Origin of the sequence: Streptomyces sp. A0958, from assembly GCF_004795035.1 — a bacterium.
In the GTDB taxonomy this organism is placed as follows: Bacteria; Actinomycetota; Actinomycetes; order Streptomycetales; family Streptomycetaceae; genus Streptomyces.
Genome location: NZ_SSBK01000038.1, coordinates 19,672 through 38,073, shown reverse-complemented (window position 1 = coordinate 38,073; position 18,402 = coordinate 19,672). Strand labels below are relative to the sequence as shown.

12 protein-coding genes are annotated in these 18,402 nt (G+C 72.5%); 6 read left to right on the top strand and 6 right to left on the bottom strand.

From position 1 onward, the window contains the following. Positions 1-71: 71 nt before the first annotated feature. Positions 72-563: a MarR family transcriptional regulator gene (locus tag E6P78_RS27530; RefSeq protein ID WP_136206356.1), complete on the bottom strand. Its 492-nt coding sequence runs from the start codon at positions 561-563 to the stop codon at positions 72-74. A 69-nt stretch (positions 564-632) separates the two neighbouring features. Here E6P78_RS27530 and E6P78_RS27525 point away from each other — a divergent pair, with 69 nt between their 5' ends. From E6P78_RS27525 to E6P78_RS27505, 5 genes are all read left to right on the top strand, one after another. Beyond that, positions 633-1,178, top strand: a complete 546-nt coding sequence (locus tag E6P78_RS27525) for a carboxymuconolactone decarboxylase family protein (protein WP_136206355.1) — start codon at positions 633-635, stop codon at positions 1,176-1,178. 69 nt (positions 1,179-1,247) lie between these two features. After that, on the top strand, positions 1,248-3,203 hold the full coding sequence (locus tag E6P78_RS27520) for a hypothetical protein (protein ID WP_136206354.1): 1,956 nt from the start codon (positions 1,248-1,250) through the stop codon (positions 3,201-3,203). A gap of 84 nt (positions 3,204-3,287) precedes the next feature. Continuing rightward, positions 3,288-4,193 (top strand): metal-dependent hydrolase, encoded by a 906-nt coding sequence (locus E6P78_RS27515; protein WP_136206353.1) that lies wholly within the window; start codon positions 3,288-3,290, stop codon positions 4,191-4,193. Positions 4,194-4,195: 2 nt separating this feature from the next. Further along, entirely contained in the window at positions 4,196-5,290 is a 1,095-nt protein-coding gene (locus E6P78_RS27510) for a PDR/VanB family oxidoreductase (protein WP_136206352.1), read from the top strand. A 35-nt stretch (positions 5,291-5,325) separates the two neighbouring features. Next, positions 5,326-6,048, top strand: a complete 723-nt coding sequence (locus tag E6P78_RS27505) for a TetR/AcrR family transcriptional regulator (protein ID WP_168712717.1) — start codon at positions 5,326-5,328, stop codon at positions 6,046-6,048. A 4-nt stretch (positions 6,049-6,052) separates the two neighbouring features. Here the strand turns inward: E6P78_RS27505 and E6P78_RS27500 are convergent, their stop codons facing one another. From E6P78_RS27500 to E6P78_RS27485, 4 genes are all read right to left on the bottom strand, one after another. Beyond that, positions 6,053-6,403 carry a 5-carboxymethyl-2-hydroxymuconate Delta-isomerase gene (locus E6P78_RS27500; protein WP_136206351.1) on the bottom strand — a complete coding sequence of 117 codons (351 nt, stop codon included), beginning with the start codon at positions 6,401-6,403 and terminating at the stop codon, positions 6,053-6,055. Between the two features lie 82 nt (positions 6,404-6,485). Further along, positions 6,486-8,516 carry a regulator gene (locus E6P78_RS27495; protein WP_136206350.1) on the bottom strand — a complete coding sequence of 677 codons (2,031 nt, stop codon included), beginning with the start codon at positions 8,514-8,516 and terminating at the stop codon, positions 6,486-6,488. Positions 8,517-8,698: 182 nt separating this feature from the next. After that, entirely contained in the window at positions 8,699-14,023 is a 5,325-nt protein-coding gene (gene pulA / locus E6P78_RS27490) for a pullulanase-type alpha-1,6-glucosidase (protein ID WP_136206349.1), read from the bottom strand. An 88-nt stretch (positions 14,024-14,111) separates the two neighbouring features. Then, on the bottom strand, positions 14,112-15,833 hold the full coding sequence (locus tag E6P78_RS27485) for a carbohydrate-binding module family 20 domain-containing protein (RefSeq protein ID WP_136206348.1): 1,722 nt from the start codon (positions 15,831-15,833) through the stop codon (positions 14,112-14,114). Positions 15,834-16,277: 444 nt separating this feature from the next. On the opposite strand from E6P78_RS27485, the gene E6P78_RS27480 reads away from it, so the two are divergent. Then, positions 16,278-17,210, top strand: coding sequence for a hypothetical protein (locus E6P78_RS27480; RefSeq protein WP_240799389.1), 933 nt, complete (start codon positions 16,278-16,280; stop codon positions 17,208-17,210). Between the two features lie 617 nt (positions 17,211-17,827). Here the strand turns inward: E6P78_RS27480 and E6P78_RS27470 are convergent. Further along, complete coding sequence (locus tag E6P78_RS27470; protein ID WP_206307930.1) at positions 17,828-18,352, bottom strand: MarR family transcriptional regulator; 525 nt, start codon at positions 18,350-18,352, stop codon at positions 17,828-17,830. Positions 18,353-18,402 lie beyond the last annotated feature (50 nt).

Below are 18,402 nucleotides of genomic sequence, written 5' to 3'. Positions count from 1 at the left end.
GCTGCCAGGCCGGTGGCCCGGCGGTGGGGTCCTGTCCCTCGTGAGCAAAGTCCAAGCCGCCAGGACCGACCTCAGCCGTTGAACCAGGACGCCACATCGAGCCGGAAGGCGCCGCCGGGGGCCATCGTGCGCAGGTCGTCCTCCAGGGCGCGGACCCGCTCGGCCCCGAGCACGCGGACCCACTCGGCCCGCAGCCGGTCGAAGCCCTCGGCGGACCTGACCAGTACGTCGGTCCCCCGCGCGGTCAGCCGGACCAGCTTGCGGCGCCCGTCGTTCGGGTCGTCGGCGCGCTCCACGTACCCGAGGCCTTCGAGCTTCTCCACGGTCTTCCCGGCGGCCTGCTTGGAGACGCCGAGCCGGCGGCCGATCTCACTGGCGGTCGCCCCCTCGACGCCCACCGCCTGGAGGGCGTAGCCGTACGCGGGCCGCATGTCGGGGTGGCCCTGCTCGGCGAGGTCGCGGTGGAGGCCGTCGATGACCGTCCGGAACCCGGCGAACAGGAGCAGGGGCAGCTCGAAGCCCGCGCCCGGCTCGGCGGGGCGCCCGTCTGCGCGCTCAGCCATTGCGAAACTCGACAACCTGGTTTACGTTTTCGTCAATCACGTTGTCGAGTTTACCGCGAGGGGTCAGCCATGTCCGCGACCGTCTTCCCCGACCACACCATCGAATCCGCACCCGCCGCCGCCCGCCCCGCGCTGGCGGCCATCGCCAAGAAACAGGGCTTCCTGCCGTCCGCCGCCGCCCGGATGGCCACCTCTCCGGAGGTGCTGGGCGGCTTTCTGAAGATGAACGCCCTCTTCGAGGCCACCACCCTGGACCGGCTCTCCCGTGAGGTCCTGAGCATGACGATGGCCACCCGGAACGGCTGCCACGTCTGCGTGGCGATGCACACCGGGATACTCACCTCCCTGGACGCCGATCCCGCGCTCCTCGCCGCCCTGCGCGAGGGTGCCCCGCTCCCGGATGAACGGCTGGAAGCGCTACGGCAGTTCATCCTGGACGCCCTCGCGACGAGCGGGGCCGTCGGCGACGACGCGCTCCGGTCGTTCATGGAGCACGGCTACACCTCACGCAACGCGCTGGAGGTGGTCCTCGGCATCAGCGCCTACACCCTGTCGACCTTGGCCAACCGGATGACCGACGCACCGGTGGACGGCCCGCTGGCGCGGTTCGCCTGACACCTGCCTCCGGCATCCGGCCCGCGCGCCCCGGGGTGACCATCGCACCATTCGCTCGTTCAGCTGAACGTGCGCCCACCGTCAGAGCTACCGTCCACCGCCGCAGCCCCGGTCGACGCGGAACAGGCCGAGGCCGCGCTCGTCGAGCACTACCCGCGCCTGGTGCGGATCGGCTACCTCGTCCTGCCGCCCTCACCGAACCGCGGCCGGCGCGTCCTCGCCGCCCACGCCCTGGCCCAGCGGTCCCTCCAGGCGGCACACCGGGCCGGCGCCGCGGCCCGCGCCGTCCCGCTCCCCCGCCGCCCCGGCCGGACCCAGGGCTGCGACGACCCCGGATACGCGTACGTGCGGCGCCAGGTGCTGCGCCGGGCGCTGGCGGCAGGGCCCTCGTCGTCGCGTCCGTGGTTCCGGCCGCGCCGCGCCCTGCTGCCGCCCGTCCTGCCCTCCGCCTGGGGCCTGCGCCTGCTGCCGCATCCGGGCGGAGCAGGCGAACTCGCCCTGGAGCAGCGGCTGTCGGCGGTCGGCGGGCCGGCGCGTGCCGCGTTCGTGCTGCGCGGGTTGGAGGGGCTGGCGGACGGAGAGGTGCGGCGGGAGCTGGCCGCCGCCGGGGTGGCCGATCCGCACGCGGCTCTGATGGAGGCGGACGGGGTCGGCGCCGGGTACGCGCTGCTGGCGTCGCCGGAGTTCGACCCGTGCTCGCTCCAGGCCCGACCGCCGGATCTGCCGCGCCGGCGCAGGCGGGCCCGGACGGTGCTCGCGGCCGTCGCCGCGCTGCTGGTGTGCGGGGCGCTGCTCGCGCTGCCCGGCGGCGGCTGGGGGCGCGGGGCGCTGTCCGCGCCGCTGTACGCGCGCAATCCGGCGGCCGAAGCGGCCCTGGACCCGGGGGCGTTGCACCGGGTGCCGGCGACGTACTGGCCGCGTTCGCCGCGTACCGACTTCACCGCCTGGCCCACGCGCGGCGACCGCACGCAGGACACCCGGCTGCTGCGGCGGGCGCTCGCGGTGTGGGCACGGCCGGGCGCCGGGGTGCGGACGTCGAAGACGCCGGGCACGCCCGTGGGCCCGCCGATGGGTGCGCCGCAGTTGCTGTACGCGGGAGAGGTGGGCGCCTCGGCGGTGGTGCTGTTCTACGACGGGCTGCGCGTCGTGCGGTACGCCGAGCCGCGCAACGCCGACCCGTCCCGGGGCTCCGCGCTCGACTTCGCCCGGGTGGACGGGGCGGACGGGGCGTCGTCGGGCGCGCTGGTGGTGGCCCGCGCCGAGGACGGGGTCCGCTATCTGACGGCGCCGTGGGTGCGGGGCGTACGGGTACGGGACCTGCTCGCGCCGGACCGGGCACCGCGCCCGCTGCCCCGCTCCCCCGACGGGGTGACCGCACCGCTGGCCGACCCCGCTGCGGACACCGACTGCCGGTCCTGGGAGGCGGTCGAGCTGACCGGGGGCACGGCGGTGCGGCTCCTGACCGACCTGGGCGAACTCGCCCCGGCCCGGCTCACCTCGGGCGCCCCCGGCACACCGCACGACGTCACCGGGCGGGCGGAGCGGGAGAGCTGGGCCCGGACCGCTTGCCTGCTGCCGGCGGTCCGGGCGCACGGCGTGCGGTCGGTGAACTCCTGGGCGTACGCGCGCCAGCCGCTGCCCGAGGGCGGCGGCGAGGCCCAGTGGCTGTGCACCAGGGCGGAGACCTGGCGGGGCGGCGGGAGCCGGGTCATCGCCCAGTTCCAGGCGCCGGCCGCCCGGGGGCCGGGGAGCGGGCCGCCCGGCGCGGTGGCGGCGCGTGCCGAGGACTCGCCGGAGTGCGGGGCGCGCACGCCCCGGGTGCTGGCGGGCGTGCTGTGGAAGTCGCCGGGCGGCCGGTGGTACGTACTGGCGGCGGGCAGCGAGCAGTTCGCGTCGCTGTCCACGTCGGGCGGGGTGACGGGCAGCGCCCGGGGGCGGCTGCTCGCGGTGCCCGCCGCGGCGGGCGACCGGGCACGGCTGGACGGGCGGCTGAAGGACGGCAGCCGGGTCGGCGCGCTGCGCTGAACTGCCGCCCGAAGAGTGGGAGCGGGCTCAGGAATTCGCCGCACGGCCCTGTTCCCCCGACTTACCCATCAGTACATTGACAATATGTCTAACATGCAACCAGCGGCGGTCGCGTCGGAGCGGACCCCGCTCAAGGCCCGGCGGGTCAGCTTCGCCTGGGACCGGACTCCCCTGCACTGGGTGCCGGGCGACCCGTTCACCACGCACACCATCAACGTGCTCCACCTCCTGCTCCCGGCCGGGGAACGCTGGTTCATCCACGTCTACCGCCAGGTGCTCCCGTACATCCATGACGAGGAGCTGCGCAGGGACGTCATCGGCTTCATCGGCCAGGAGGCTATGCATTCCCAGGCCCACGACGACGTGCTCCCGCACCTCAAGGAGCTGGGGCTCGACCCGACGCCGTACACCGCCCAGGTCGACTGGCTCTTCGAGAAGCTCCTCGGTGACCGGACCCTGCCGCCGGGCCGGGCGCGCGCCTGGTGGCTGAGGGAGCGGGTGGCGACGATAGCGGCGATAGAGCACTACACCGCGTTCCTCGGCGACTGGATACTCAACGCCGACGAGCTGGACCGGCGCGGGGCGGACCCCACCATGCTGGACCTGCTGCGCTGGCACGGCGCCGAGGAGGTCGAGCACCGCTCGGTCGCCTTCGACGTGTTCATGCACATCGACGGCGGATACCGGCGGCGGGTGCGGACCTGGGCGACGGCGTTCTCCGCGCTGGCCTTCCTCTGGCAGCGCGGCACCCGGTTCTTCATGGAGAACGACCCGAGCCTGCCGGCCGGCAAGGCGTCCTTCGGGCAGTTCTACCGCAGCGGCCGGCACGGCACCCTGCCCAGCACCCCGTCGATGCTGCGTTCCATCCCGCGCTATCTGAGCCGTTCGTACCACCCCTCGCAGGAGTGCAGCACGGCGCAGGCCGTCGACTATCTCACCCGCTCGCCCGCCGCCGTCGCGGCCGAGGCCCGTACGCCGGAAGCCCGCTGACCATGCCGCGTTCCCTGCCCCTCCCCCCGCCCCGTCTGCGTACCGTCGCCGTGGTGGCCGCAGCCGCGCTGCTCACCAGGCGGGCGATGCGCCGGCGCATAGAGAAGTCCCCGCTGTGGCCGCTGCCCGCACTGGACGAGCCCATATCCGGCCGCTCACAGCGCCGTTCCACCACCGGCCGGCGGCTGCTGATCACCGAGCGGACCAGCCCCGCCGACGGTGTCGTCCGACTCCGCCTGGAGGGAACCGAGCTGCCGCCCTGGGAGCCCGGGGCCCATCTGGACCTGGTGCTGCCCTCCGGTCTGGTCCGGCAGTACTCGCTGTGCGGCGACCCGGCCGACACAGGCGCCTACACCGTGGCGGCCCGCCTGGTCGAGGACGGGCGCGGCGGCTCCCGCGAGGTGCACACCGCCCTCCGCGAGGGCATGGAGGTCGAGGTGCGCGGTCCGCGCAACCGCTTCCCGCTCACCGACGCCCCCGCCCACGTCCTGATCGCCGGTGGCATCGGCATCACCCCGCTCCTGCCGATGCTGCGCCGGCTCGCCGCCGAGGGCGCCGACTGGCGGCTGCTGTACGGAGGTCGCAGCCGGGCCACGATGCCGTTCCTGGACGAGATCGAGAAGCTGGGCGCCGACTTCGGCCGGGTCACGGTCGTCCCGCAGGACGAGGCGGGCCACCCGGACATCGCCGCCGCCCTCGCGGACGCGGCCGGGGGCACGGCGGTCCACTGCTGCGGCCCGGAGCCCCTGATGGACGCGGTCGCCGCCGCGCTCCCGCCCGGCTGCACCCTGCACCTGGAGCGTTTCTCCGCGGCGGGGCCGGACCCGGCCGGTGCGGTCCCCTTCGAGGTGGAGCTGCGCCGCTCGGGGCGTACGGTCCCGGTCGCGGCGGACCAGTCGGTGCTGGCCGCCGTGCGCGCCGAACTGCCGCACGTCTCGTACTCCTGCGAACAGGGTTTCTGCGGCACATGCCAACAGCGCGTCCTGGAGGGCGAGGTCGAGCACCGAGACGACGTGCTGACGGACGCGGAGCGGGACGATTCCATGCTGATCTGCGTCTCCAGGTGCCGGGGCGGACGGCTGGTGCTGGACCTGTAGCCGCGCCGGACCCACCGGTCGGTACGCTGGGGGGTATGACGACCGGGATGCGGCGCAGGATGGGCGTCGAGGAGCGCAGACAGCAGCTGATCGGTGTCGCGCTGGAGTTGTTCGGCCGCCGCTCGCCGGACGAGGTGTCGATCGACGAGATCGCCGCGGCCGCCGGGATCTCACGGCCGCTGGTCTACCACTACTTCCCGGGCAAACAGAGCCTGTACGAGGCCGCGTTGCGGCGGGCGGCCGACGAGCTGGCGACCCGGTTCCTGGAGCCGCGCGAAGGGCCCCTGGGCGCACGGCTGCTGCGGGTGATGGGCCGGTTCTTCGACTTCGTGGACGAGCACGGGCCCGGGTTCGCCGCGCTGATGCGGGGCGGCCCGGCCGTGGGCTCCTCCACGGCGAACGCGATGATCGACGGGGTGCGCCAGGCGGCCTGCGCGCAGATCCTGGCCCATCTGGACGTCGCGGAGCCTGCGGCCCGGCTGGAGTTGGTCGTACGCTCCTGGGTCTCGCTCGCCGAGTCGACGGCGCTGCTCTGGCTGGACGGGCGGCGCGTGCCCCGGGCCGAGCTGGAGTTGCAGCTGGTGCACGACTTCGCGGCGCTGGCCGCCGTGAGTGCCGCGTACGACGAGGAGATGGCGGGGATCGTCCTGAAGGTCCTGGCGCAGGAGCCGGCGGACGGGCCGTTCGGAGACCTGCTGACGCGGCTCTCCTCGCTGGGGCCCGTCACGCCGGCCGTGCCGCCGCAGCGGTCGCGGTAGCGGGTCAGCCCTTGTGGTAGGAGGGGTCGAGGTCGCGGGCCTCGACCGAGAGGTGCAGGGTCGGGCCGGTGGCCGTGCGGAGGTGGCCGGTCAGCAGTTCCAGGACGGATCGGGTGAGCCGGGCCTTGGTCTCCGGAGTGCGGCCGGGCAGCAGCGAGATGTCCACGTGCACGAGCGCGTCCCCGTCCGGCCCGTCCGCCACCACCGTCTCCTCGGCCCGCCGGAAGCGGGTCTTGCAGGCGGCGATCCTGGTGTTGACGGCTTCGGCGACCAGCGGGTGCAGGGCGAGGGCGAAGGCGGGGCGGTCGAAGGTGTCGGCCAGCTCGGCGGAGTAGTCGACGGTGATCTGCGGCAAGGCGGGCTCCCGGTCGGGGCGGGCGGCTGAGGGACGCCGCCCAGCCTTCCCCGGCACCGCCCGCGCGCACAACAGGGATTCACTATGTGAGCAGTTCACCGTGGAGCGCGAGGGCCAGGCCCGCTTCCGCGCTGTCCGACCGGCCCTGTTCGAAGGCGCGCCGGTAGGCGGCGTCACCGACGGCCTCCCGGGCCCGCCGCTCGCACGCCTCGCGCACCGGGCCCAGTTCCGGGGTGCCGCGCTGCGGGTGGCCGACCATCCGCCAGTAGACCTGCCCGGTGCCGTAGACGCGGGCGGCCCTGGCCCCCTCGCCCTGGGCGGCGATGGCGGCGGCCAGGATGTCCAGGCCGAGCGCGATCCCGAAGCGGTCGCGGAGCCGGTGCTTGCCGGTGAGCATGGCCCGGGCGTGCGCGGCGGCCGGTGCGGCGCGGCCCTGGAGCAGGGCGATCAGGGCGAGTTGGTAGTCGGCGTAGCTGCGGGTCCAGCACTCGTCCTGGGCCTCGCAGGCTGCGCGCAGGACGACCGCCGCGGCTGCCGCCTCCTCCAGCCGGCCGAGTCCGGTGAGGGCGAAGACGGTGATCAGGTGGCAGCGCAGCCGGTAGGCCGATTCGAGCGGGGTGGCGGTCCCGGTGGTGCGCAGCACCCGCTCGGACTCGCGCAGCCCCTTCTCGGGTTCGCCGGTCATCAGGTGGGTGAGGCCGCGCAGGTAGGCGGCGGCGAGGACGCCCTCGGCGGTCCTGTCGGCGGCGGCCGCGCGGACGCATTCCTCGCCGATGCGCTCGGCGGCCGGGTAGTCGCCCTGGAGCAGGACGCACATGCCGAGCACCCACAGGGCGCGGGTGCGGTGGGGGCCGCTGACCGGTCCGGCGTCCAGGGCACGCTGGGCGTAGCCGCGGGTCTGCGGCAGGTGGCCGCAGCAGCACCAGAAGAAGCCGATGCGGCCGGCCATCTCCTGGGCGCCGGCGGGGTCGTGGGCGAGGAGGTGGTCGAGGGCGGCGCACAGGTCGGCGTGCGCCTCGGCGATGCGGTGGTACCAGAGGATCTGGTCGTCGCCGGTCCAGCCGGCGTGGGCGTTGCGGGCGAGGTCCAGGAAGCAGGCGGCGTGCCGGTCGGCGGCGGCACGTTCCTCGCCGAGTTCGGCGAGCCACATCCGGCCGTACTCGCGCAGCGTGTCGAGCATGCGGTGGCGGTCCCCGTCGCGGGCGACGACGGACTGGGCGACGAGGCCGCTCAGCGCCGTACGGACGCCGTCGGCGGTGAGGGGGCCTCCGGCACACACGGTGGCGGCGGTGTCCGCGTCGAAGTCGCCGCGCAGCACGGTCAGCCGGGCCCACAGGAGCCGTTCGAGGGGGGTGCACAGTTCGTGGGACCAGCCGATGGTGGTGCGCAGGGTGCGGTGGCGGACCGGGCGGAGCGTGGCGTGGGCGAACACGTCGAGGCGGGAGCCGAGCCGCTGGGCGATCTCCTGGACGGTCTGCCGGCCGACGCCGGCGGCGGCGAGTTCGATGGCGAGCGGGATGCCTTCGAGGCGGCGGCAGATCTCGGCGGCGGCCTCGGCGGTGCCGGGTTCCTCGAAGGAGGTGGCGGTTGCGGCGGCTTCGGCCCGTTCCCGGAAGAGGGTGAGCGCGGCGCCGTCGACGGGCAGCGGCTCCACCTCGACCAGTTGCTCGCCCCGCAGGTCCAGGGGCCGGCGGCTGGTGGCGAGGACGGTGAGGCCCGGGGAGGTGGTGAGGATCTCGCCCAGGAGGTGGGCGCAGGCGGGGCGCAGGTGTTCGCAGGAGTCCAGGACGAGCAGGAGCTGTTTGTCGGCGAGCCATTCGCACAGCACTTCGATGGGCATGCGCAGGGTGTGGTCGCTGAGGCCGACCGCGTCGGAGACGGTGGCCAGGAGCAGTTCGTCGTCGTGCAGCGGGGCGAGGTCGGCCCACCACACGCCGTCGCGGAAGCCCGGTTCGGCGCGGCGGGCTGCGCGCAGGGCGAGCCGGGTCTTGCCGACGCCGCCGGTGCCGGTGAGCGTGGTCAGCCGGCCGGTGGCGAGGGCGTGTTCGAGCCCGGCCAGCTCGGCCTTCCGCCCGACAAAGCTGGTGGTCTCCTCGGGGATGTTGCTGACCATCGTCACCGTCGCTGCACAGGTGGAGCGGCCGGCCCCGGCTCCCGCACCCGCGCGGCCCGGCGGTGAACGACGCCGGTGCGCGCGGAGGGGGCCGGGACCGGCCGGGTGGAGTGGGAGGCGTGCCCGGGGGTGCGGTGGTGCGGCACCCCCGGGCGGCTGCCCATACGGTAGTCCCGTGAGGGTCAGCGCAGGGTGAACACCGCCACCGTGCGTCCCGGAACGGTGAAGCTGCCCGAACTCCGCTCGTACGTGGACCGCTTGACGGTAGAATCCGCGCCCTTCGCCTGGACGGGGTGCAGGGCGTAGTTCTTGCCGGCGAGCGCGGTGACCTTCTGGGTGGTGGTGCCGGGGGCGGCGTTGAGGACGACGACGAGCTTGCCGAGCCGCATGGTGATCACGCCCGGGGTCTCGTTCCTGCCGGAGAGCGGGAAGGAGAGCCGGGACTGCACCTGTGCGGTGGAGGTCAGGTCGAAGTCGTTCTCCGTGGTGCGGATCGTGAGCAGGTCACGGTACGCGGCCGAGGCGCCGTTGATCTGTGCGCAGCCGGGGCTGACCTTCGCGTTGGTGAGCAGCGGCTCGGCGTACGGCCACTTCGCCTCGTTGTCAGCGGCGGGCGGCAGTCCGCGGCCGAAGCCGTTGCCGGCCCGGCAGTCCCAGTGCAGGGCGTTGAACCAGTCGCCGCTGTCGAAGGAGTTGCGGTCCAGCGACTTGGAGCGCAGCAGGTCGGTGCCGGCCTGGGAGAGCGCCGGTCCCTGCGAGAGGGTGGCCGTCGCCATGGCCAGGACCTGCATGCGGGCCCGGTCGGCCGCCGAGGTGCCGGACGGGAGCTTGAAGGCGAGCGCGTCGTACAGGGTCTCGTTGTCGTGGGCGTCGGCGTAGGCCAGTGCGTCACCGGGGACCGCGGCGTATCCGGCCGGGGCTCCGTTGTAGTCGACGCCCGAGCCCTTGACCGCGGCGCCGGAGGTGTCGGTGAAGGTGTAGTCGGCGAGGTTGCCGGTGAGGCCGACCTTGATCAGGTCCTGGTAGTGCAGCAGGCGGGCCTTCTGCTCGGCCTTCGTGCCGTTGGCGGCGGAGGGGTTAGGGTCGGTGTAGAGGCCGGTGGCGAAGCCCTGCACGCCGGGGTCCTCGTCGAACGGGGAGCCGCCGCGCACGGCGTCGCGGGCCCGGTCGGAGAAGGTGGCGATGCCGGTGCCGGCCATGTTCTTCTGGGTGGCCTGGACGAAGCGGGCGTCGTCGGCGATCTCACCGAAGTTCCAGCCCTCCCCGTACAGGATGATCTTCTTGCCGTCGACGCCGTCCTTGGCGGGGGTCAGTGCGTCGAGGGCCTTGCGGACGGCCAGGATGTTGGCCTTGGGGTGATGGCCCATGAGGTCGAAGCGGAAGCCGTCGACCTTGTACTCCTTGGCCCAGGTGACCACCGAGTCCACGACGAGCTTGCCCATCATGGTGTTCTCGGGGGCGGTGTCGGCGCAGCAGGTGGAGGTGGCGACGGTGCCGTCGTCGAGGAGCCGCTGGTAGTAGCCGGGCACGATCCGGTCGAGTACGGACTTGTCGTCCTGGCCGGAGGCGACGGTGTGGTTGTAGACGACGTCCATGACGGTCCGCAGCCCGGCGCCGTTGATCCCCTGCACCATCTGCCGGAACTCGACCGTGCGCTTGGTGCCGTTCGGGTCGGAGGCGTAGCTGCCCTCGGGGACGGTGTAGTGCAGCGGGTCGTAGCCCCAGTTGTAGGCGTCCTTCGCGGCGGCCTTCGCCACGCAGGCCTGCTGTTCGGCGGAGTCGGGGGCGTAGACGGACAGCTCGCAGGCGGGCTCGGCCCGGTCCTTCTTCCTCTCGGGGATGGTGCCGATGTCGAAGGCGGGCAGCAGGTGGACGTAGCTGGTGCCGGCGTCGGCGAGCTGTTCCAGGTGCTTCATCCCGTCGGAGCGGGTGTCGGTGAACGCGAGGTACTGGCCGGGGTGCTTGGAGGTGGGGTCCGCGATGGAGAAGTCGCGGATCTGGAGCTCCTGGATCTGTGCGTCGCGCAGCGGCACGGCGGCCGGCTTGCGCAGCGTGTCCCAGCCCTTGGGGGCGAGCTTCCGGTCCTCCAGGTCCACGACGAGGCTGCGGGCGGAGTCGGTGGTCAGGGCGGTGGAGTAGGGGTCGGTGACCTTGTTGGTGACGAGCTTGTGGACGGTGGGCGCCCAGACGTCCACGACGTACCGGTAGGGCTTGCCGTTCCAGCTCTTGTTGCCGGTGACGGACCAGACGCCGGTGCGGTCGTCGCGCCGCATGGCGACGGACTTGCCGTCGAGGTCGAGCGAGACGGTACGGGCGGTGGGCGCCCACACGGACAGCGTGGGGGTGCCGTTGCGGAAGACCGGGCCGAGCGAGGCGTCCTTCGCCTTCGACCCGTACAGGGCGTCGAGCACACCGGCGCTCTGCACCCCGGTCGCGGCGAGCAGGGCGCCGTTGGCGGCGCGCTGGGTGGCGATCAGCTGGCCGCGCAGGGCCTCGCGGACACGGTCCCGGTCGCGGGCATCGACGGTGAAGGCGGGGTAGCCCTTGAGGTGCGGGTACTTCGCCTTCTGGGCGTCACTCAGCGCCGAGGGGGTGAGCCGCAGCCACCGGCCCTCGTCGCTCAGGGCCCCGTCCACGACGGAGATGCCGCCCTTTTCGGCGTAGACGAGCTGCTGGCTGGTGGCCTCGGTGGCCTTCACCTTCCAGACGACGGTGTCGGCGTCGATCCACTGCGCCTCGGCCTTGGTGAGGTCGGGCGTGGGGACGCCGCCGGCCTGCGGGAGGAGGTAGCCGGCCGCGCCGCCGAGCAGCCACACCTCGTGGCCGTAGCTCGCGATGTCGAGCGACTGGTCGCTGGGCAGGTCCTTCTCGTCGCCCCGGTGCAGGATGTAGCTGAGCGAGGTGGCCCCGTCGGTGAGCGGGACCTCGAAGGTGAGCCCGGACGCGTCCTTCTTCACCGGCTGGAGCGGCTTGGCCCAGTCGGTGGGCTCCTTCGCGCCGGTCCAGGTGTGCAGCCCCCAGCCGTCGTAGTCGCCGTCGGCCCGGTAGTAGTGCAGGACGGCCTTACCGGTGTCCTGGGCGGGGTAGGCACCGTCGGGGGCGGTATCGGCCTGGCCGTGCTCGCCCTGCTCGATCCAGACCTGGCCGGTCCTCGCGAGGTCGACGGTGCGCTCGGGCCCGTCGACCGTGCCGGACTTCTCGACGGTGTACGGGACGGTGGCGGCGTCCTCGGGCACCTTGATCCAGGCGAACGCGCCGTAGGCGTCCCGCCCGGTGAAGTCCGCGGTGGCCTCGCCGGACTTGATCTGCCATCCGTCGTAGTCGCCGTCGGCCCTCTTGTAGTGGACGACGGCGTAGTCGCGCTCGACGGCGACGGGCTTGGCGGGGGCGGGTGCCTGTCCGGCGGTGGACGAGGCGAGCGCGCTCGCGGTGCGGCCGGTGCGGTCGACCACCACGGCCTTGTAACGCAGCGGCGTTCCGGCGGCCGTCTTGTCGCTGAGCGTCTGGGTGACCTTGTACGGGGCGTGGTCGGCGGTGCCGAGGGTGGTCCACTTGCCGTTGCCGGTCTGGGCGGCGAAGACGACGCGGTTGAGGGAGCCGCCGGACACGTCGGCGGTCAGCTCGACGGTGCCGGTGGCGCCGGCGGCCGGTGCCTTCAGGGAGACCTCGGGTTTCGCGGCGGGGGCGCCCAGGGGCTTCGCGGCGCGGAGCACGATGCTCGACAGGGCGGGGACGGTGACCTTGATCTTCGTGTCGGCGCCGCTGCGGACCGTGCCGGAACCGCCGTACAGGGTGCGGAAGTCCACCCGGGCGGACTCGGTGGGCAGCTCGACGGTCTTCGCCTTCGTGCCGTTGTTGGTGGCGACGACGTACTCGTTGGGGCGCTCGGGGTCCGTGCGGGAGAAGGCGTAGAGGGAACCCTCGGCGTACCGCTCGGTCTGGACGCCGTCGCGCAGCGCCGGGTTGTTCCGGGTCAGCTCGGAGAGGGCGGCGATGTTGCGGTAGAGCGGGTGCTTCACGTCGTACGCGTCGGAGGCGTGCGTGCGGTCGGTGCCCAGCTCGTCGTCGTCCAGGTAGTCGGCGGTCTTCGAGGCGAACATCGTCTGGCGGGCGTCCTTGTCGCCGCCGTCGCCCGTGAAGCCCTGCTCGTCGCCGTAGTAGACGACGGGGTTGCCGCGGCTGAGGAACATCAGCTCGTTGGCGAGTTCGGCGCGCTTGACGAGTTCGGCGTCACCGGCCTTCGGGTTGTCCTGCTTGAGGAAGGTACCGATGCGGCCCATGTCGTGGTTGCCGAGGAAGGTCACCTGCTCGTAGGCGTTGGCCTTGTCGGTGGTGTACCGGTAGTCGTCGCCGAAGACGGCGGCGAGCTTGGATGCCGGGGCGCCCTGCGAGGCGTACTGGCGGGCCGCCTCCTGGAACGGGAAGTCGAGCGTGGCGTCCAGCCGGCCCTGGGTGACGTAGGGCGAGGTGACGGCGGTGTCGGCGGAGTAGACCTCGCCGAACATGAAGAAGTCCTTGCGCCCGTGCTTGGCCGCGTAGGCGTCGAGCGCGGTCGCCCACTGGGTCCAGAAGTCCATGTCGACGTGTTTGACGGTGTCGATCCGGAACCCGTCGATATCGAAGTCGCGGACCCACTTCTCGTAGATCTTCTCCATGCCGGAGACGACCTCGGGCCGCTCGGTCCACAGGTCGTCCAGACCGGAGAAGTCGCCGTACGTGGTGGACTCGCCGGCATAGGTCGAGTCACCGCGGTTGTGGTACATCGTCGGGTCGTTGAGCCAGGACGGCGTCTTCCCGCCGCTGGTCACCGGCTTGTACGGGAAGGAGTCGGCGTCCACCTCCGCCATGCCCGCGCTGTCGTCGAAGGGGCGGCCGTCGCGGTCGAGGTAGGGGTAGGCGCCCTTGGACCTGTAGCCGTAGGTCTTCTCGGCGTAGTCGACGGTGTCGGCGGTGTGGTTGGTGATGACGTCGAAGAAGACCTTCATGCCCTTGCGGTGGGCCTTGTCGATCAGCTTCGTCAGGTCGGCGTTGGTGCCGAAGTGCGGGTCGACCTGGGTGAAGTCGGTGATCCAGTAGCCGTGGTAGCCGGCCGAGGCGTCCCCGCCGGTGCCCTGGACGGGCCGGTTCTCGAAGATCGGCGCGAGCCAGATGGCGGTGGTGCCGAGCCCCTTGATGTAGTCGAGTCTGCTGGTCAGCCCCTTGAGGTCGCCGCCCTGGTAGAACCCCTTGTCGGTGGGGTCGTACCCGGTCTCCAGCCGGGAGCCGGTCAGCCCGCCGCGGTCGTTGCGCATGTCGCCGTTGGCGAACCGGTCGGGCATGACGAAGTAGAACTGCTCGCGGGTCAGGTCGTGCCGGGCGGGCTGGGCGGCCAGCTCGGCGTCCGAGGGCGCGGCGGGCGGCCGGGCCGCGGCGGCGGGCAGCGCGGGCACGAGGGCCGCGCACAGGGCTGCCGCGACGACGGCGGTCGCCGTTCTGCGTGCGGGCACGCGCGGAGACGGACGTTTCACTCGGAATCTCCTCGGAGGGGTACGGGGTGTGCGGGGGCCGGGCGGGCCGCTGGGGGACGGCCCGCCCGGCGGGTGGGGGGCGGGAGGATCAGCCGCGCCAGACGTCCGAGTTCAGCGTGACCTTCCCGGAGGACGGCACCGTGGCCGTGCGGTTCGCGCCGCTCTCCCAGGTGACGTTGCCGCTCGCGTCCTTGCGGATGTACTTGTACTCGAACGAGGTGCCTGCGGGCATGCTCACGTCGAGCTTCCAGACCGGGTACGTCGCCGGGTCGAGCTTCAGCGCGCTGCCGGGGTTCCAGTTGCCGAGGGCGGACTGGTTGCCGGTGACGTAGATGTTCTGGCCGAGCTGGGTGGTGGCGTTGACGCCGAAGGAGGCGCCGGAGGTGCCCGTACCGGGGCCGGTCGGGTCGGTCGGGCCGGTCGTGCCGCCACCGCAGGTGCGGGCGCCGGTGTGCAGGGCCAGGGCGGTGTTGGCGCCCAGGGTGGCGGTGAACTGGCCGGAGCCGTTGACCGTGACGCCGTTGCCGGACTGGACGTCGCAGTAGTCGCCGGCGGGCAGCGAGGACTGGAACGTACGCGTCAGCGAGGAGCCCTCGTGGTTGATCGCGACGTACGCCTTGGAGCCGCGGCCGAAGGCGATCTGGTTGCCGCCGTTGTCCCACCAGTCGGTGACGGACTCGCCGCGCGCGGCGTTGCGGAAGCCGACCATGGAGGAGATCTCTCGCCAGGCGTGCTGGCACTTCCAGCCGTCGCTGTAGCAGGCGTTCACCGTACCGCCGTTGGGCGGGCCCGCGTCCTTGTCGGACCACTCGTAGCCGGAGTGGACGTCGGGCGAGCCGTAGGGCCAGGCCAGCATGAACACGCTGGCGAGCGTGTAGTTGGCGCCGTCCTTGTAGTTCAGCGTCTCGCCGTTGCGCTCGGTGTCGTGGTTGTCGACGAAGACCGCGGCCTGCGAGGACGACATGAAGCCCCAGCCCTCACCGAAGTTCTTCAGGTTGGCGAGCTTCTCGTTGTTGAGGACCTGCTTGAGGCTGCGGGCGTAGCGGAACTCCTGGACGTCTCCGGTGCCGGCGTACTCGTCGGGCGAGACGGCCTCGCCGGCGCCGTAGATCGCCTCCTGCTTCCAGTAGGCGTTCGGGTTGCTCAGCCGGGACTTGATGTCGGCCAGGTCCGCGGCGGCCATGTGCTTGGCCGCGTCGACGCGGAATCCGTCGACGCCGAGGGAGAGCAGGTCGTTGAGGTAGCCGGCGATCCTGCCGCGGACGTACTCCTCACCGGTGTCCAGGTCGGCCAGCCCGACGAGCTCGCAGTGCTGGACGTTGTACCGGTCCCCGTAGTTGGTGATCTCGGAGGTGCAGTCGTCCATGTCGTACGAGGAGTACAGACCGGGGTAGTTGTACTTCGTGTACGAGGAACCGCCCGTACCGGTGCCCGAGCCCGACGACATGTGGTTGATGACCGAGTCGGCCACGACCTTGACGCCCGCGCTGTGGCAGGTGTTCACCATGTTGGCGAACGAGTTCCGGTCGCCGAGCCGTCCGGCGATCTTGTAGCTGACCGGCTGGTACGAGGTCCACCACTGGCCGCCCTGGATGTGCTCCTGCGGCGGCGAGACCTGGACGAAGCCGTATCCGGCCGGGCCGAGGGTGTCGGTGCACGCCTTGGCGACGGAGTCGAACCTCCACTCGAAGAGGACGGCGGTGACGTCCTTGGTACCCGGGGCGGAAGCCTCGGCCGTCGTGGCGGGGACCACGAGGGCGGCGGCTCCCGCGATCAGAGCGAGCGCGGCAGACAAGGGTCTGCTGGCCATGTTTCCTCCTGCTGTGGGGGAAATGCGGGTGACGGTTCGGCCTCATACGGCAACGCGCCCTGCCCTCAAGGCCCCTGAAGGTTCTTGCTGCAAGACTGCAAAGCTTGCTGCGGGGAGACCGTACGAGTCCGCCAGGTTCCGGTCAACCCTTTGGACATCACCTGCTCACATCCGCGAAATACCGCAGATTCCTTCCTGCAAGGACTTACGCAAAACATTGCAGCACTGTTAAGTTTCTCCCGACTCCGGTCCGGTCGGCCGAGGGTCCCGCTCACCCCGGGCCCCACGCGCCCGGCCGGCCGGGCCGGTCATGGACAGGGAAGGCACCGGCGGTCACACCTCCCCGCCGGCCCGTCCGGGCCGACCTCCGGTGCCTCTCCTGAACCGTCACTGAACCCTCCCTGGCCCGTCCAGCCCGAGCGGGGCCCATTAGGCTCGTCCCCCATGTGGCAAGGACAGCAGTCACCCCCCGACCAGCCGAACCAGCAAGGCGGACAGCACAGTTCGGCCCCCGCACAGCCCGGCCGGGGCAGCCCCGACTGGCACGCCGCTCCCACGCTCGGCGTGAACGCTCCCGAGCCGCCCCGCCGCCCCCGCAACCGGACCACGGTCGCCGTCGTGGCCGCTTCCCTGGCCGTCGTCGTGGCGTGCGGGGTGATCGGTTTCCGGGTGCTCCACGACGACGGGAACGACGAGGCGGGCCCGCAGCCGGCACCGACGGGCTCGGCGAGCCCGCACGGCCCGGCCCGGCCCGCGGCCGAGGGCGGCTCGGGCCCCCTCGTCCCCGGCTGGCAGACGGTGGTCAACGCCAAGCGCGGCATCACCTTCGACGTGCCCGCCCCCTGGGCCCGGCAGTCCGCGGACTGGGTGAGCTACGTCGCGGAGGACGACGACCCCGCGGAGAAGCCGCTGGTCGCGATGATGGCGCCGGCGGTCCTCAAGGAGAGGTGGTGCACGTCCGACAGTGACAAGGACGGCACCGAGGAGGACTTCCCGCTCGCCTCGGCGGGAACCACCGGGGAACAGAGCTCGAAGAGCGCCGACGAAGCCGCGAAGGACACCGCGCAGAACTGGGTCTACGGCCTCTACACCCAGCCCGACCGCTCTCGCCTGACGATCGGTGAACCCGAGCCGTTCCGGACGAAGAGCGGAGTCGAGGGCAGCCTCGTGACCGTCACCTCGTCCGGGACGCCGAAGAAGGACAAGTGCGACACCGACGGCAAGGCGGTGACGTTCGCCTTCAAGAACGCGGAGGGCAAGTTCGTGTCGTGGACCTACGTCGGCGCGCACGGCGTGCCCGACGAGGTGCCCGACGCCACCATCCGCAAGATCCTCGGCACGGTGCGCCTCTTCGAGGAGGGCGACGGGCAGGACTGAGCGGCGCGGCCGGCGCGGTGGCCGGCAGAGCCAGAGGGTCGGGGACGCCGGTCACGTGGTATCCGCGGGATCGGCAGCGTCCCCGTGCGGTGTCGGGGGCCGGTGCGTCACCGTCCGCGGCGTCAGGCGCCCTCGGTGCGGCGTTCGCGGTCGCGGTTGAGGTGGTGCGAGCGGGAGAGCCGGCTCGGCACTCGCTCCACCCCTCACCTGCGCGCCCAGTACGACGAATCCGCGTTGTCCGCCGGATCGGCGCACGACCTCGATCCGGACTCCGTGACGGGCCAACGCTTTCGCCTGCGCGCTCCCCGGCCGGACGTCGCAGGCACTCGTACAGCTCACGCACGTAATCGCAGGACCGCCGGCGGCGGAAGAAGTCGTAGACCGCCCGCCGGTACGGGAAATCGACCGGCCCGGCCGTCCACTTCACACCGTTGGCGACGAGGCAGCGCACCGCGTCCGGCGTCTCGCGGTGGCAGTACGCCTCCGGACGCCCGCCGGCCGTGCCCGGTCGTCGGTCATCCGGCCGAGCAGCCGGGGGACGGGGCCGTCCCCCGGATCAGCAGGTAGACCGAGCGCCGGCCGACACACCAGGGCAGGGGAGACGGGCCGAACCGGCGTCAGGCCTTCTGGGCCCGCTCGGTGATGTACGTGTCCATGCTTGCCCTCAGGTCGGCGAGCAGGGCCTCGAAGCCGGCCACGACCTCTGGCGGGTGCCCGGCCATGACGGCGTCGAGGCGGGCGCCCAGGGGGCGGAAGAACTCGTCGGCGCGCTCATGGACGTCCACGCTGCTGCGCAGGGTGATGATCCGCCGGTCGGTGTGTTCCCGGCTGCGGATGATGTGCCCGGCCTGTTCGAGGCGGTTGAGCAGGGCCGTCGTCGCGCTCGGGGAGAGCATGATCCGTTCGCTGAGGCGGGCCGGCGACAGCGGGGAGTCCCGCTCATCCGCCGCGGCGATCTCCAGCAGGGCGGCCGCGTCGGTGGAGTGCAGGCCCAGCCAGTCGGCGAAGAGGCGGCTCAGCTCGGTGAACTGACCGCCGTAGGCCCGAAGCCCCTCGATCAGCCGTTCACGCTGCGCAGTCACCTCATCGCGTGTCGATCCCTCCACCGCCGGCGCCACCTTTCCTCCCCGCGGGCCTGCCATCCGCGCCGGCCACGACTTTTGACAACCTACTACCCCCAGCCTACCCTTCC